Raw genomic sequence first — 14557 nt, forward strand, 5'->3', positions numbered from 1 at the left:
AAATTTACAAACTATATTAAATAGCTAGTGGCAGGTTGATTAAAAGTGTAGATAGGGTATGCAACCGTTACAAACTGAAGTCCTCTGCTATCAAGTCCTAACAGTCATAAAACATATCTACCGCCACAATTAAAAATTCATCTCCCGAAATAGCTGGGTTTTTTTGGAATATCGAACAGTTTATTTTTAAATTAAAGAGAGACTATTTTGATAAACCATACGAAAAAGTAGCTATGGCAAGCGGTGATGTATTTGAACCCCAAACAAAATCCCTATCTGTGCCAAGAGTAAACCTGCCGACTATGTTTCGGCTGGGTTTGTTTCAAATGGGGTTGAGCATGATGTCCATTTTGACTCTGGGGGTACTCAACAGAGTCATGATTCAAGAAATAGCAATTCCAGCGACACTGGTAGCATTAGTGCTAGCACTGCCTTTGTTTGTTGCACCTTCTCGGATTTGGTTTGGTCAAATTTCCGATGCCAAGCCATTGTGGGGATACCACCGCACGGCTTATGTGTGGGTGGGTGCGGCTATATTTGCGATCGCTGCATTTTTAGCTGTACAAGTAATGTGGCAGTTAAATTTAGCCGCCAGTAGTACAAACGGCTGGGTATGGACAACCCAAACTATTGGTTGGATAGCTGTTCTAGGTCTGATGTTTGCTGTATATGGTCTGGCAATTTGTGCTAGTGGTACAGCTTTTGCGGCGTTGTTGGTGGATATATCTGAAGAAGATAACCGTTCTCAAGTAGTTGGTGTTGTTTGGTCAATGCTGATGGTGGGGATTATTATTGGAGCGATTATCAGTTCTAGCTTGCTCAAGCAATTAACTCCAGAAGCAACTGTAGAAACCTTACAGGCAGCCGTCAATAAGCTATTTATAATTGTGCCAGCAATTGTATTTGGATTGGCGATCGCAGCAACTTTTGGCGTAGAAAAAAAGTATTCTCACTATTCTAGTCGTTCTACACTGGTAAACCGGGAAGACAGCATCACTCTAGGTAATGCTTGGAAAATCTTGACAGCGAGTCCGCAAACTGGATTGTTTTTTACCTTTTTAGTGGTAATGACACTCTGCTTGTTTATACAAGACCCGGTTTTAGAACCTTATGCAGGTCAGGTGTTTGGTATGCCTTTGGCGGAAAGTACCAAACTAAATGTTTTTTATGGCATAGGTCTACTTATTGCCTACGGTGTTACTGGCTTTTTGATTGTGCCGCGTTTGGGCAAGCGTAGAACTACACGCTTAGGCTGTATGTTAGTTGCATTCTGTGCATTATTACTCGGTATATCAGGATTCACAGCTAATGCAGCTTTCCTCAAACTGAGTTTAGTTTTGTTTGGTTTAGCTACAGGTTTTTTAACGACTGGAGCAATTAGCTTGATGCTAGATCTCACCGCCGCAGAAGCCGCAGGTACATTTATCGGCGCGTGGGGATTAGCACAGTCGATTTCTAGAGGTATCGCAGTAGTTATAGGCGGTACAGTCCTAGATATCGGGCGCAGAGTGTTACCTAACTTAGAATTAGCTTATGGATTGGTATTTGCCTTAGAAGCTGTGGGGATGGTGGTATCGATTTGGTTCCTCAACCGAGTGAATGTCACCGAATTTCAAACAAATACCAAACAGGCGATCGCTTCGGTTTTAGAAAGCGATTTGGATTAGACCTGTCTTAAAATCCTAAATCATTTGTGAGAAAATACCACACTCATTGGACTTGCTAAGCATAGTACTAAGTGCTACACAATTACTGCTAATAGTATAAGGATGCTAACAACATCCTTTTTTCAACAAAGCCAACATTATTAACAAACTCAAAAATGCTTATCTAAACCAGCTTGTTTCAATACTCCATTTGCAGTATGACGTGATTTTATTTTACTATCAACTACAAAGTTGTTATCTTTAATTGGGCTGTACCAAATTTCATGATCTCCTTTACCTTGGGTGCATCCCAGTTTTTATTTGACAACAATAGAATAAGTGTCATTGCGAGGAGGAACGACGAAGCAATCGCATTGACTTGTTTTTAGTCAGAGATTTTGCGATTGCTTCACTCCACTTCGTTACGTTCGCAATGACGTTCAAAAAAGTGGGATGCTCCCCATCGCAATCGCATTATTAACTACGAATATTATCAAGCTGAAGAAATTTGTTCGATTGGTTCTGGTTCAGTTGAATCTGCCGTTAAACAGGTTGACCGCCGAACGAAAATTTCCCGGGCACAATGGAAACGAGAAAATGTGCCTCAAGTCCTCGCCCATCGCTGTGCCTACCTCAATGGATTATTGTCGGTTTGAGCCACTTCAAAAACTGAGATGCTCCCTTCGGAATTTAGGCTCAATAATTTTGCGAATTTCTGTTTCCCAGCTATCTTTAACTTCTTTGGGAAGTTGACGATTTTGGAGTATTTCTATATGAGATTTTAATTTTTTATAAATTTCTGTCTTGAATTGATCAGGAATTTCATCATCAATAGTCAGTAGATTTTTAAGAACAGTATCTGTATTAGAGTCAATAAAAAGAACATATTTTTCAAATTCATCTTCCTTCCCGTCAGCAATAAAACGCTCTTTTAATTCGTCAATTGGCAACTTTTTCTTGAGGTTTGTAATAAATAATATTTTTATATTTTGAGCAGCAAATTCCTCGTAATTAGAATAGATAAAATTGAGGACAGTATATGTTTTACCAGAACCAGTCGGCCTACTGAGGAGAAGCAGCCCAGGATTAATTTGTTTACAGTATTCGTTTAATATTTGTTCCATATCCCTGATAATTTTAGTAAAGTTTGAGATGCTTGGATATCAATGATACATCTATATGGCGTTCGCCAACGATGACACCAGTCTTAGCAGTAAAAGCAGAAGTAAGCAACTATCTCAGTTAACTCCTATCAATGCCCATGTAACATTTTGGCGCGCTACTTGCTCTACAATGAAGTGAAGAACTTAGCAGTTTAAACAGGGGATTTTTTTATGTCCCACCCTACGCTTAGTAGCCAAGAAGTCGCCCGACGTGGAAAGGAACTCTATCAAAGAAGTATCCGTGCCAAAGTTGAGACGCAAGAGAACATCGGCAAAATTATCTCGATTAATGTTGAAACTGGAGATTACGAAATCGGTGATGATTTAGTCGAAACAAGTCTTCGATTACGATCTAAACAACCCGATGCAGCACTTTGGGGAGAAAGAATTGGTTTTGATGCCGTTTATGCAGTTGGTGGTACATTGCTCAGGACGGCACAGTGATACACGGGACTGTAATTGGACTTCAGGCAAGAATGAGTATAATTATTCTTCCCCCAGAACGTTTAGGTGTAGAAATCGAATGTGTTATTGATACAGGGTTTGAAGGGTTCTTAACCTTGCCGCCTTCTGTCATTGCTAATCTTGGCTTGCCCTACCTCATCAACATCAATGCAAACCTCGCTAATAATTCCAGCGTGGAAACCGATGTTTATTTGGCAACAGCTGTATGGAATGGTGTGGAGCGTAATATTGCAGCACTAGCAATGGGTCGTCGTCCACTTATTGGAACTGCGTTGCTTGAAGATTATCACCTAAGTATAGATTTTTGTGAGGGTGGTACGGCTCTGGTAGATGAAATTCTATAATCTTCGGCGACAAATGTTTTTTGAGTATTCATTGCTGACACAAATACCAAACAGGCGATCGCTTCAGTTCTAGAAAATGATTTAGATTAATTTTCTTACTAATACTGGAGTGCGATCGCTCTTTTAATCGGTGATAATTTAGTCGAAACGAATTTAGCTTTAGCAAGCCCGTAAATTTATAGGAGTTATATATTTCCAAGATTCTGATTCATTAGTAGCAGACCAAAGATCATACTTCTGTTGGAGGTTAAGCCAAAGTTCAGGAGTGGTTTGCAGGGCAACAGATAAACGAAGTGCCATATCAGGAGTAATGCTTGCACGTTCGTTAACTATCTCAGACACGGTTTTACGAGATACACCAATAATATCCGCAAAATCTGTAATTGTGATGTTAAGAGGTTCAAGATACTGACGCTTGATTAAACCACCGGGATGTCTGGGTTTTCTTTTAGTAATCATTGGATTTATCTCCTAGTGATAATCTTCGTAATTTACGTTAACCAAGTAAACGTCACAGAATTTCAAACAAGTACCAAACAGGCGATCGCTTCGGTTTTAGAAAGCGATTTAGATTAAACTGGAAACTTAACCCAACCCAAATCTACCTATCTTAGCTCAGGAACGCCTTGGCGCGAGAATTAACCAATGAATGATTTTTGGACAACAATTCTTGATTTTGCTCAAACTACCACTACTAGAGTGGGCAAACAGCTCATGCAGGATTTTGGAAAGGTACAGGCTTCGCAAAAAGCTGACGGTAGTTTGGTGACGCAGGCAGATAAATGGGCAGATCAGGAAATTCGGGATGCGATCGCTACTAGTTTTTCTGGTTATGGAATTTTGAGTGAAGAAAGCGATCAAGTTTTTCCGGGTACAGAGTGGTGTTGGGTAATTGACCCCTTGGATGGTACAACCAACTTTACTAGAGGCATTCCAATTTGGTCAATTTCTTTGGGCTTACTGTATCAAGGTACACCCATTTTTGGTTATGTTCATCTCCCACCCCTAAATCAAACTTTTCACGGTTTTTGGCCAGGTTCATCTAATTTAACAACGCCATTTGGGGCATTTCTCAATCACCATCCCATCCACAGCAGTACTGATACCGCCAGTAAAAATCACTTTTTCAATGTCTGCTCTCGGAGTACTGCAATTATTCAACCAAGCTTTCCTTGTAAAATTCGGATGCTGGGCGTTGCTAGTTATAATTTTTTAACGGTTGCAACCGGAGCAACACTAGGTGGTATTGAGGCGACACCCAAAGTTTGGGACTTAGCAGGGGCTTGGGTGATTGTTCAGGCAGTCGGTGGGGTCTGGTCATCACTCAAATCGGAACCATTTCCTTTATTATCAGGAAAAGATTACAGCGATCGCTCCTTTCCCACTTTAGTCGTTAGTCGTCCGGAATTGGTTTCAGTATTTACACCGTTTCTCAAAGATTTAAATATTTAACTTGGTTGCTTATTATCTCAAGTAATTGAGCTAGCATATCCGACATTAAACTTAATAAATATTCATCAAATATTTAAGTATAAAAAAAGCTTGTTATAATCCTGAATTAAAGGATAAACCAGTGTATTTACTAAATTACACAGTGTTATGACTGACATTACACTGGTTAATTTAGTATAAACAATTTTATGTTATCTAATTTAGATTTAATTAGAGAGTTTGTACAAAACTCTATCCAGAAAAAAGACGTTTTGTTAGCAAACCCTTCTTTAACAGCACAAACACTGTATAAAAGCAATCAATTGTTAGCAAAAACAGAGGGCGTAATTGCCACTGCTCAATTTACCAATACACCATCTGAATTTTCGATTAATGCAAAATCATCTCATTGGGAATTGATGAATGAAGCATTAGCCGATTATAGCTATATTCTCACAGGAGAGATAGATAGTCGTAATTGTTATGTATATAAATACTGCCAAATTCCCAAAGACTATCGAATGCATTGCACCAAATCTGTTTTACTTTGGCGGGCTTGGTGGAAATATCGTAAGAATGTTTTACGAGCCGGGATTCCCTTAGACTTGCTAATCCGTACAAGAGATTCATGGTATCCCATCAAAGATTTAATTATTAGCGATGGACTGCTTTATATCAAAACTTTAGGTAGTGAAATCGCAATTCATTCAGATGATTTGGTAATTTGGTTGAGCAAAATTGAAGTCAAGCCTCAGAATTAATATTAGCTGACAAAAGGACTAAAGTCCTGACTATTGGTCTGTCAACCCAAAAATGAGAGGCAGGGGAAGCAAGGGAGAAAAGAACTGGACTTTTTCACATTAACCCAGCAAACTTATCTTGGCAGAGTACTACCAAACTTAATAGTGATAGGCTAGACCCGTAGTCAACTGACTACCAGCATCATTTTACTGATTAAATATTCACTTTTTTGCTCTAAAAATTTGTATGAAAGGACTCTGGCTAGAAAACAATCAATTGCAACTACGCACAGATATTCCTCATCCTGAACCGACACTAGGAGAAGCCCTAGTGCGTGTATTGCGTGCGGGTATCTGTAATACTGATTTAGAACTGAAAAGAGGTTACTATCCTTACACTGGTATTTTAGGACATGAATTTGTTGGCGTTGTCGAGCAAGGGCCTGAACATCTACTTAACCAGCGGGTAGTGGGAGAAATTAACGTCGCTTGTGGTTATTGTCGTTTTTGTCGTAGTGGACAGCCAACTCACTGCGAAAACCGTACAGTTTTGGGTATTGTCAACCACCACGGAGCCTTTGCTGATTATCTCTGCTTACCAGTTACCAATTTACATCCTGTACCTGATAATGTTCCAACAGAGGTAGCAACATTTACTGAACCATTAGCAGCAGCACTAGAAATTCAGCAGCAGGTAGCCTTAGGTGCTAATGACCAAGTGCTAGTAGTTGGAGATGGCAAACTAGGACAACTAGTAGCCCAGACAATAGCTTTAACTGGTTGTAAACTTTTGGTAGTAGGTCGTCATCAAGATAAATTAGCTAATTTAGCAGCAAGAGGCATTAAAACAGGTTTAGCCAAGGATGTTACAGACAAAGCCTTTGATATCTCAGTAGAGTGTACTGGCAACCCAGAAGGATTTGCGATCGCTCGTCGTGCTTTGCGCCCCCGTGGTACGCTAGTGCTGAAAAGCACTTATGCAGGCAATCTCAGCTTGGATGCTTCTTCTTTAGTCGTAGACGAGATTACTTTGATTGGCTCTCGCTGTGGCCCCTTTGAGAAAGCACTTGAATTGTTAGCTACACAAAAAGTAGACGTAAAACCCTTAATTCACGCCTGCTACCCCCTAACTGATGGCATAGCAGCTTTTGACTTAGCTCAACGTCGGGGTGTTTTAAAAGTCTTATTGGAGATGAGTTAATAGTAAATTTTATTGGGCATGAGGCATAGACAGTTATCAGTTATCAGTTATCACTGTTCACTGCTTCTGCTTCCTCTTCTTCCCCTGCCTCCCCTGCCTCCCCTGCCTCCTCTGCCTTTCCTAGGCTAGTACTCTGGCAAGTCAACTTTGCTGGGTTAATGGGAAAAAAGTCCAGTTCTTTTCTCCCCCTGCTTCCTCTGCTTCCCCTGCTTCCCCTACTTGCCTCCACCCGTCATTTTTGGGTTGACAAACCACTAGTCCCTAATCCCTTATTTTTTAATAGAGCATAGGATTTGTCTTGGCTTGATAGTCAATACAATTGATAGCTTCTTCTGTGTTGGCAATAGATGGATGTACAGTGCATTTAAGACGATAGTCGGCTGTAAAAAATTGGCAGCCACTACAGGGAATTTGATGCATTTGCTTGGCTGTGGCGACACTATCTCTTGCTGCAACCCATAAACTCCAAGCAAAGAGAATAATTAAAACCCAAGCACCGATAAAGCAAATAGGGATTAAAAATTGCTGAATCCCATGAATGATTAAAGATATCAGTTCTAACACAACAAGTCTTGATAAAAGTTCAGAGTTAGAAGTATATTAACTCCTAACTCCTAGTTCTTAACTTCTGACCACAGAGGTATTAACTTAAACGCCAGCATGACCTAGTGCTAAACCAGCTACAAGCATTCCTAAGACCAGAAATGGTTGGGCGCTGGCTTGGTATTTAACATCATTTTCTAGGGGGTCACGCAGAAAATACATATCCTGGAAGGTAATTTGCGGGATGATTAACAGTGCCAAAACCGCTGCATACAAGTTCTCGTGGATAGTGACGAGATATGCAGCGATAAATCCTTGAAATAAATCAATCATCAGTACACAAATCCAGGCGGCAGTATTGACACCAAACATTACAGGTAACGATTGTAATCCTAGCTGGCGATCGCCTTCTACACTCTTAAAATCGTTGACAATGGCAATTCCTAATCCTGCCAAACTGTAAATTAGGGTGAGGACAACAATTTTCCAATTGAGGTCGCCAAACAGAGCATGACCTGCCCACCAAGGCAAAGCGATGTAGCTAGCCCCTAGGGCGTAATTACCTAGCCAGCCGTTTTGCTTTAGTTTCAAAGGAGGCGCAGAGTAGATGTAGGCGATGAAAGAACCAAATATGGCCAGAACTGTAACGTTGGGAAATTCATGACCAGCCCATACGTCCAGAACAAATGCTAAGGCAATACCCGATATAAATAATACTAAAATCTGTGTAATTACCTGGGGTACAGAAATTGCACCGGAGGGAATAGGGCGATAGGGTTCATTAATGGCATCGATTTCGCGATCATAGAAATCATTTAAGGTTTGGGTGTACCCTGCCAGTAAAGGTCCAGACAACAACATACAAGCTGCTGCTTTCAAGACATTTTCTAGTGTCCAAGTATAGTTACCAGAAGAAGCTGCACCACAGACTACGCCCCAAATTAAGGGAATCCAGGTAATAGGCTTCATCAGCTGCAACCGGATTTTCCAAATTGATGTTTCTCCTGGTGATGCGCCTTTCATCCCTAGTAGTTGCCTAGTTTTGGCGCTGCGATCGCTAGCTGTTTTTGAGCTAGGATTAATTGCTACTGAGTCTATTGCCTCACCTGGGTCAGAATTTGGGGTAATGGGAGATGATTCAGACATAAGCTTATTTGCTAAGAAGTTCGGAATTAGAAGTTAGAAGTTGCAATTCCTAACTTCTACTTCCTAAATTAAAACGAAATTATCAAATAACTATTCTGGAACTTCGCACCAGCAACAGGTCTACCACTCAAAGCCGGGGGTAGGAAGATATTCCGCCGCTGGTCTCCTGCTTCCACAGTGACTTCTGGCCCATACTGGGTAAGTTTGACTTGCTTTTTGTCAAATCCAGGCAAGAATAAGCGTACCTGACGGTTGTGGACATCGACTTCAATCGGTTTAGGAGCTTGTCGAGCAAGCTCTACAAAGTTAGGTAGAGCATCGATTAGCGGTTGCCAGTCACTTTTGTCAGCATCGGGAACAACGCTGACGTTTAGAGGTGTAAATTCCTCTGATAAATTGAGGTTTGTTTCCGAAGAAACAAGGATTACACCACCAACAGTTAAACCAATTTGCTGAGCGCTGCCCCACAAATAACGGGTACTTGCCAAATCAATCGGGTCTGCTGTAGTAACTAAGAAGGCAGCAATCCGATTGGGATCGGCAAGAGCAGTTCTTCCTTGATCTAAGAAATTGTTGACTTGGTTAGTCGGTTGAGCAAAGTTATCTGCTGTCCAATTGACATTGAAAAAACTGCTAATCAGCGGCTGAATCAAAGGCGATTCGGCAATAGTTTTACCCAAGTCAGAGTTAATAAACAATTGCCGAAATCGCCGAACATACCAACTGAGAGATTCTGGTAGGCCTAACATCCGTAAACTAGAGGCATCACCCGTGCCATCATAAACGATCGCATCATATTTGCCGCTGGCATCATATTCACGAATGGCGTTCAGGGCTAGGGCGTTGTCCATCCCCGGTAAAACTACCAGTTCTTGACCATAAACCTCCTTAAAAATGGGCGTGCGGAGGTATTGCGCTTCGAGTTTTTTGACTTGTTCCCAGTTGCGCTCTAACAGTACAGATGCCTGGAACTGCACAACTTGTAAGTTAGGAGCAATTTCCTGGGGGTCAGGGGCAAGGGTTTGATCGAGCAGGATCGGTAACACTGGTTCTGCCAGTCCTGCTAGAAGGACGCGCTTGCCTTGGCTTGCTAGTCGCTTGGCGGCGGCGATCGCAATTTTGGTACGAGCTATGCCGCCTTTGCCCAAAAATGTCAATATCAGGGCCATTATTTGATTCCTATGTTCACCGCCGATCTTTTCAATTACAACTTAGCACTAGGCAAATACTCTTAGCTTCCGCCTAAGGGTTTCTCTATGAGACGAGTTTGATTTCATCTTCAAAAAACCAAGTCGAAGAATTATCGTCAAATAACACTACTACACCAACGCTGCTACCATCGATGACTTTATAACCTTGAATGATGCCTACTTGTCCTAATTTTTTCACAATAGGAGCAGAAACGCGATCGCGCAGACGAACCACCTTAACCTTTTGTCCGATTTCCATGCCTAATTACAATGCAATAAACCAAGTCTCAGTTTAGCTGAATCAGTGCCGCATCTGTAATAGATTCAGGGAACAAGGACTAGGAAACAAGCAGGGCAGCAAGAGGCAGGGGAGCAGCAAGAGGCAGGGAGCAGAGGGAAATAGGTAATTTTTCTTCATCTCCCTTGCACCCCGCACCCTGCCCCAGTTCCTCTTCTTTATGCCCAATGACAGATTAAAATTAAATCAACAACCAAGCAGGTACATAACCATGTTTGTTACAGCCCAACAGCTAGAAAAACAGATGCCCGATGCAACTCGGTTGTTAAGTGATGAGCCAGAAATGGAAACTTCGTTGCATTATATGCAGTTATTGCTGCTAGTAACTTGCCTAGAGTGGCTGTGGCGCGACCATAATGATTTCTTTATAGGTGCGAATCTGACGATTTATTTTAGCCGCCAGCAGTTACGAAACCGAGATTTCCGGGGGCCAGACTTTTTTTTAGTGAAAGATACCGAAAAGCATCCTCGTAGTTCTTGGGTAGTCTGGGAGGAAGACGGTCGTTATCCAGATTTAATTATTGAATTACTTTCAGAAAGTACAGCTGATGTTGACCGGAATTTAAAGAAAAGCCTATATGAGAATCGCTTTCATACACCGGAATATTTTTGGTTTTCGCCGGAAAATTTGGAATTTGTCGGTTTTGAACTGGTTGGCAATAAGTACCAAGAAATTGTACCCGATAGACGCGGGTGGTGTTGGAGTGAGGTGCTTGGTCTGTATTTAGGTGTAGAAAATGGTAAATTGCGATATTTTACATTTGATGGAGAATTAGTGCCAACACCGGAGGAAGCTGCTATGGAAGCGCAACAGGCAGCCATCGAAGCGCAACAGATAGCCATCGAAATGCAACAGACAGCCATTGAGGCACAGCAACAAGTGTCTCAAACTGAATTGCGGTTAGAAGAAGAACAACAGCGATCGCAGCGACTAGCGGAGCATTTGCGATCTCTAGGCGTTGACCCAGATAGTTTAAATTAAGTTAATAATGGCAATGATAGCCTCAGAGGAACTAATTCATCAATTAACAGGTCTTGCGGAGGTAAAATATGCTGAGGAAGGTATTAATAACTTTTATATTCAACAGGGGAGCTTAAAATAAACTTTTGGTGGTAAGCTAATGCAGCAAAATAAACTTTGATATTATAAGATGCGCGAATAACTAGCTTGTGGTGGGTGGTGGTTTTTAAGAATGATACTTTCACTTAAAGATAATTTAAATTGGTTGCGAGCGCGCCGCTACTGGGAATTGCTGCATGTTTTAGTATCGCGGAATCTTAAAGTGCGCTACCGAGGGTCATTCCTGGGAGTTTACTGGTCACTATTAAACCCGTTGATTATGACGGGGTTGTACACTGCTATTTTTGGGGCTACTTTTGCAACATACTATGGTAATTCGATACTAAATTATATGTTGGCGGCTTTTACCGGACTAGTAGTAATCAATTTTTTTTCTGCTTCTACGATGCAAGCCTTAATAAGCGTAGTAACAAACGGGTCGCTTTTAAATAAAATTCGTTTACCAGTCAGCATTTTTCCCATATCAATGATTGCAGCAAATGTATTTCAGTTTGCGATTGGGGTGTTTCCCTTAGTTGCAGTGATGACTTTTATTAATTCCAAGAGTTTAATAAATGTCCTGGCACTAATGTTCCCAATTTTAGCACTCATTTTGGTTTGTACAGGAGTTGGGTTTTTAGTAAGTGCTTTATATGTATTTTTTAGAGATTTGCCTTATTTCTACGAGTTAGTTGTATTTGTGTTGTGGATTAGCAGTCCTGTATTTTATCCAGCAGCAATCGTCCCTAAAATAATACAACCTTTTTTAGGTTTAAATCCTTTATCTCCAATTATTGAAAGTCTGCGTCAGATAACATTATCAGGGTTGCCACCAGATTTAGGCTTAGTTTGGAGCGCGTTACTCAGTGGTATTATTATTTTGCTATTTGGATGGACTTGTTTTCAATTGTGGCGACATCAGTTTATGGATTTGCTGTAAATGGAAGTAATTCGCCTAGATGAAGTTTCGCTTTGGCGACGGACTCAAGAAGAGTTTTCTTATGATTTAAAGAAAACTTTATTATCTTTTTTGGAAGGTAAGTATCGTCAACCGGCGAAGAAGTTAGTATTAAACAAAATTGATTTGGTAGTAGAAAGAGGTGAAAAAATAGGTATTATTGGAGCAAATGGTTCTGGTAAGTCAACACTTTTAAAAATCATTTCTGGTATTCTCAAACAAAGTAGTGGAGCCGTCAGGGTACGAGGTCAAATTGCGCCTTTGATTGAATTAGGAGCAGGTTTCGATGCAGAAATTTCAGTGATGGACAATATTCTGCTGTATGGAGTACTACTAGGTTTTTCTAGATCTGAGATGCGAGAAAGAACTCAGTCAATTTTAGAGTTTGCAGAATTACAAGATTATGCGTTAGTCCCTGTCAAAGGATTATCTTCTGGTATGGTAGCTAGGCTGGGATTTGCCATTGCCACAGATACACAGCCGGATATTTTAATATTAGACGAAGTATTGTCGGTAGGAGATGAAAGTTTTAAGAATAAATGCAAGCAAAGGATTGATAAATTTTGGGATCATAACGCAACTGTGTTAGTAGTCTCACATGATTTAAGTTTTGTGAAACAATCGTGCATTCGTGGAGTTTGGTTAGATCAAGGAAAAATACGCTTTATGGGAAATGCTCACGAAACTGTAAACTGCTACTTAAATTCATTAAACTCAATTTAAGGTAAAGTGTACAACATAGATAATTCATAGATTTTCAGCAACTTTGTTTATGTTAAGCAGTTTGGAAGTAGGTATTATGACAGCAGGAGAGTTTTACTAGTCAACAGCTATTGAATCATCTCAATGGTAATGTTAGTTGTATCAATACACGATAGTGGGATGCTTCAACAAATCGTGGAAAACCGATAAGATTTCGTAGTACAAGTAGAGATGAGATACGGACAATGTTTGAAGCAAATAATCCTGAAATTAATGTTGATGTCTTGATGCAGAAAATTCGTCAAGAGGTAACACAACGTAAAAATGACTACCAACCAGTGGTCTTGAACTCCACAAAGTTTAAAAGTTCGGCAGTAAGGTTTGATGTCAGTCACATTGAAACTTTGCTAGGAGATGCAGAATCTAGAGCTAATGTCCGAACGAAGTGGCCAGACAAGTGGAATCGATTTCCTTTTAATTTTAGTAGTGTTATACAAAAAACAGCTCTTAAAATACTTGGTTTTATATTTAAAGACCAACGAGAAGTTAACTTTAATTTAATTCAGTCTCTCAAAGAGTCTTTATTACTTAATCAGCAACTAATTTCAGAAATAGCAAACTTGCGATCGCAGGTGGAGCAATCTACAATTATTATCGAAAATAGTGTTCCAGCGATAAATAAGCGTTTGGACATAGTAGATGATTCTCTGCAAACATTTAAAGAGTGTCTAACTAAAGCTGATGGTCGTCAGCAAGCATTTGAAGAGTGTCTAACTAAAGCTGATGGTCGTCAGCAAACATTTGAAGAGTGTCTAACTAAAGCCGATGTTCGTCAGCAAGCATTTGAAGAGTGTCTAACTAAAGCTGATGGTTGTCAGCAATCATTTGAAGAACGTTTACATGTTATGGAGGAACTTCTAGGCACTAAAGTTACACAAAGTTTACCACCTTGTCTAGAAGTAACTGAAGAATCTTACATTAATACAGCGATCGCTTTATCTAAAATACCAATCGAAGAGCATTATCAGCACAATAAAAAAGATTTATTCTACTATTTGTTTGAAAACGTATTTTATAACTCTGAAGTTGTTAAAGAAAAGCAGAAGATTTACTTGAAATTTATTAATCTGCACGTAAGTCAATCATATCGTTTTTTTGATGCAGGCTGTGGTAGAGGAGAATTTCTGCAAAATCTTACTGAAAAAAATATTAAATGCATAGGTGTTGATTTAAATAAATTGGAAGTAAATAACTTAATCAAGAGTGGATTTGATGCACATGAAGCAGATATATTAGATTATTTAGAAAGTCATAATGAGCAGTATTCTGGTGTATCTGCATTTCAAGTTGTCGAACATCTAAACTTTGAATACATCCACAAGTTTTTAAGCATTTCATTTGAAAGACTGGTTAATGATGGCGTAATAATCATAGAAACAGTCAACCCTCATAACTTATACGGTTTATCAAATTTTTATCAAGATCCCACCCATATAAAACCTATTCCTCCTGAGATGTTGAAATTTATATTAGAGTGGCACGGTTTTAAAAAAGTTAAAATAGTTTATTCCTCTCTTTTCCCTAAAACTACACGAATATTCCGGGATGAGAAAATGAATTATCAAGATTATGCTGTACTAGGATATAAAAAAATATAAATTTTGTTTAAT

General features: G+C 39.9%; 16 protein-coding genes and 1 pseudogene. 11 read left to right on the plus strand and 6 right to left on the minus strand.

Annotated elements, in window-relative coordinates; genetic code table 11:
- Window positions 1-233 precede the first annotated feature (233 nt).
- A complete protein-coding gene (locus tag QI031_RS27665) occupies window positions 234-1667 on the plus strand; it encodes a BCD family MFS transporter (protein WP_281482768.1) in 1434 nt (477 codons plus the stop codon).
- Between the two features lie 440 nt (window positions 1668-2107).
- Window positions 2108-2302: pseudogene (locus tag QI031_RS27670) on the plus strand (ISKra4 family transposase); the annotation flags it as partial.
- 6 nt (window positions 2303-2308) lie between these two features.
- On the opposite strand, the gene QI031_RS27675 reads toward QI031_RS27670, so the two are convergent.
- Entirely contained in the window at window positions 2309-2770 is a 462-nt protein-coding gene (locus tag QI031_RS27675; RefSeq protein ID WP_281482769.1) for a DEAD/DEAH box helicase family protein, read from the minus strand.
- 210 nt (window positions 2771-2980) lie between these two features.
- Here QI031_RS27675 and QI031_RS27680 point away from each other — a divergent pair, with 210 nt between their 5' ends.
- The gene (locus QI031_RS27680; RefSeq protein WP_281482770.1) at window positions 2981-3253 is read left to right on the plus strand and encodes a hypothetical protein; all 273 of its coding nucleotides are present in this window, start codon (window positions 2981-2983) and stop codon (window positions 3251-3253) included.
- Complete coding sequence (locus tag QI031_RS27685) at window positions 3250-3618, plus strand: clan AA aspartic protease (protein ID WP_281482771.1); 369 nt, start codon at window positions 3250-3252, stop codon at window positions 3616-3618. The genes QI031_RS27680 and QI031_RS27685 overlap by 4 nt, the downstream gene beginning before the upstream one ends.
- Before the next feature lie 159 nt (window positions 3619-3777).
- Here QI031_RS27685 and QI031_RS27690 read toward each other — a convergent pair whose 3' ends face one another.
- Complete coding sequence (locus QI031_RS27690; protein WP_281482772.1) at window positions 3778-4077, minus strand: HigA family addiction module antitoxin; 300 nt, start codon at window positions 4075-4077, stop codon at window positions 3778-3780.
- A gap of 186 nt (window positions 4078-4263) precedes the next feature.
- Between QI031_RS27690 and QI031_RS27695 the strand changes: the two genes are divergently transcribed.
- The 3 genes from QI031_RS27695 (at window position 4264) to QI031_RS27705 (ending at window position 6990) form a co-directional block, all read left to right on the plus strand.
- The gene (locus QI031_RS27695; protein WP_281482773.1) at window positions 4264-5070 is read left to right on the plus strand and encodes an inositol monophosphatase family protein; all 807 of its coding nucleotides are present in this window, start codon (window positions 4264-4266) and stop codon (window positions 5068-5070) included.
- 188 nt (window positions 5071-5258) lie between these two features.
- Window positions 5259-5810: a hypothetical protein gene (locus QI031_RS27700; protein ID WP_281482774.1), complete on the plus strand. Its 552-nt coding sequence runs from the start codon at window positions 5259-5261 to the stop codon at window positions 5808-5810.
- Between the two features lie 226 nt (window positions 5811-6036).
- Window positions 6037-6990: an MDR/zinc-dependent alcohol dehydrogenase-like family protein gene (locus QI031_RS27705; protein WP_281482775.1), complete on the plus strand. Its 954-nt coding sequence runs from the start codon at window positions 6037-6039 to the stop codon at window positions 6988-6990.
- A gap of 276 nt (window positions 6991-7266) precedes the next feature.
- Here the strand turns inward: QI031_RS27705 and QI031_RS27710 are convergent, their stop codons facing one another.
- The 4 genes from QI031_RS27710 to petP all read right to left on the minus strand — a co-directional run bounded on the left by QI031_RS27710 (window position 7267) and on the right by petP (window position 10128).
- Complete coding sequence (locus QI031_RS27710) at window positions 7267-7554, minus strand: hypothetical protein (protein WP_281482776.1); 288 nt, start codon at window positions 7552-7554, stop codon at window positions 7267-7269.
- 84 nt (window positions 7555-7638) lie between these two features.
- The gene (gene chlG, locus QI031_RS27715) at window positions 7639-8679 is read right to left on the minus strand and encodes a chlorophyll synthase ChlG (RefSeq protein ID WP_281482777.1); all 1041 of its coding nucleotides are present in this window, start codon (window positions 8677-8679) and stop codon (window positions 7639-7641) included.
- Window positions 8680-8747: 68 nt separating this feature from the next.
- The gene (locus QI031_RS27720) at window positions 8748-9848 is read right to left on the minus strand and encodes a Get3/ArsA fold putative tail anchor-mediating ATPase NosAFP (protein ID WP_281482778.1); all 1101 of its coding nucleotides are present in this window, start codon (window positions 9846-9848) and stop codon (window positions 8748-8750) included.
- Between the two features lie 85 nt (window positions 9849-9933).
- Entirely contained in the window at window positions 9934-10128 is a 195-nt protein-coding gene (petP, locus tag QI031_RS27725; protein WP_281482779.1) for a cytochrome b6f subunit PetP, read from the minus strand.
- 250 nt (window positions 10129-10378) lie between these two features.
- Between petP and QI031_RS27730 the strand changes: the two genes are divergently transcribed.
- The 4 genes from QI031_RS27730 to QI031_RS27745 all read left to right on the plus strand — a co-directional run bounded on the left by QI031_RS27730 (window position 10379) and on the right by QI031_RS27745 (window position 14545).
- Window positions 10379-11149 carry a Uma2 family endonuclease gene (locus QI031_RS27730; protein WP_281482780.1) on the plus strand — a complete coding sequence of 257 codons (771 nt, stop codon included), beginning with the start codon at window positions 10379-10381 and terminating at the stop codon, window positions 11147-11149.
- 211 nt (window positions 11150-11360) lie between these two features.
- Window positions 11361-12167 (plus strand): ABC transporter permease, encoded by an 807-nt coding sequence (locus QI031_RS27735; protein WP_281482781.1) that lies wholly within the window; start codon window positions 11361-11363, stop codon window positions 12165-12167.
- Window positions 12168-12908: an ABC transporter ATP-binding protein gene (locus QI031_RS27740; protein WP_281482782.1), complete on the plus strand. Its 741-nt coding sequence runs from the start codon at window positions 12168-12170 to the stop codon at window positions 12906-12908.
- 224 nt (window positions 12909-13132) lie between these two features.
- Window positions 13133-14545, plus strand: a complete 1413-nt coding sequence (locus tag QI031_RS27745; RefSeq protein ID WP_281482783.1) for a class I SAM-dependent methyltransferase — start codon at window positions 13133-13135, stop codon at window positions 14543-14545.
- The last annotated feature ends 12 nt before the right edge of the window (window positions 14546-14557 follow it).

The sequence above is a fragment of the Halotia branconii CENA392 genome (assembly GCF_029953635.1).
Taxonomy (GTDB): Bacteria; Cyanobacteriota; Cyanobacteriia; order Cyanobacteriales; family Nostocaceae; genus Halotia; species Halotia branconii.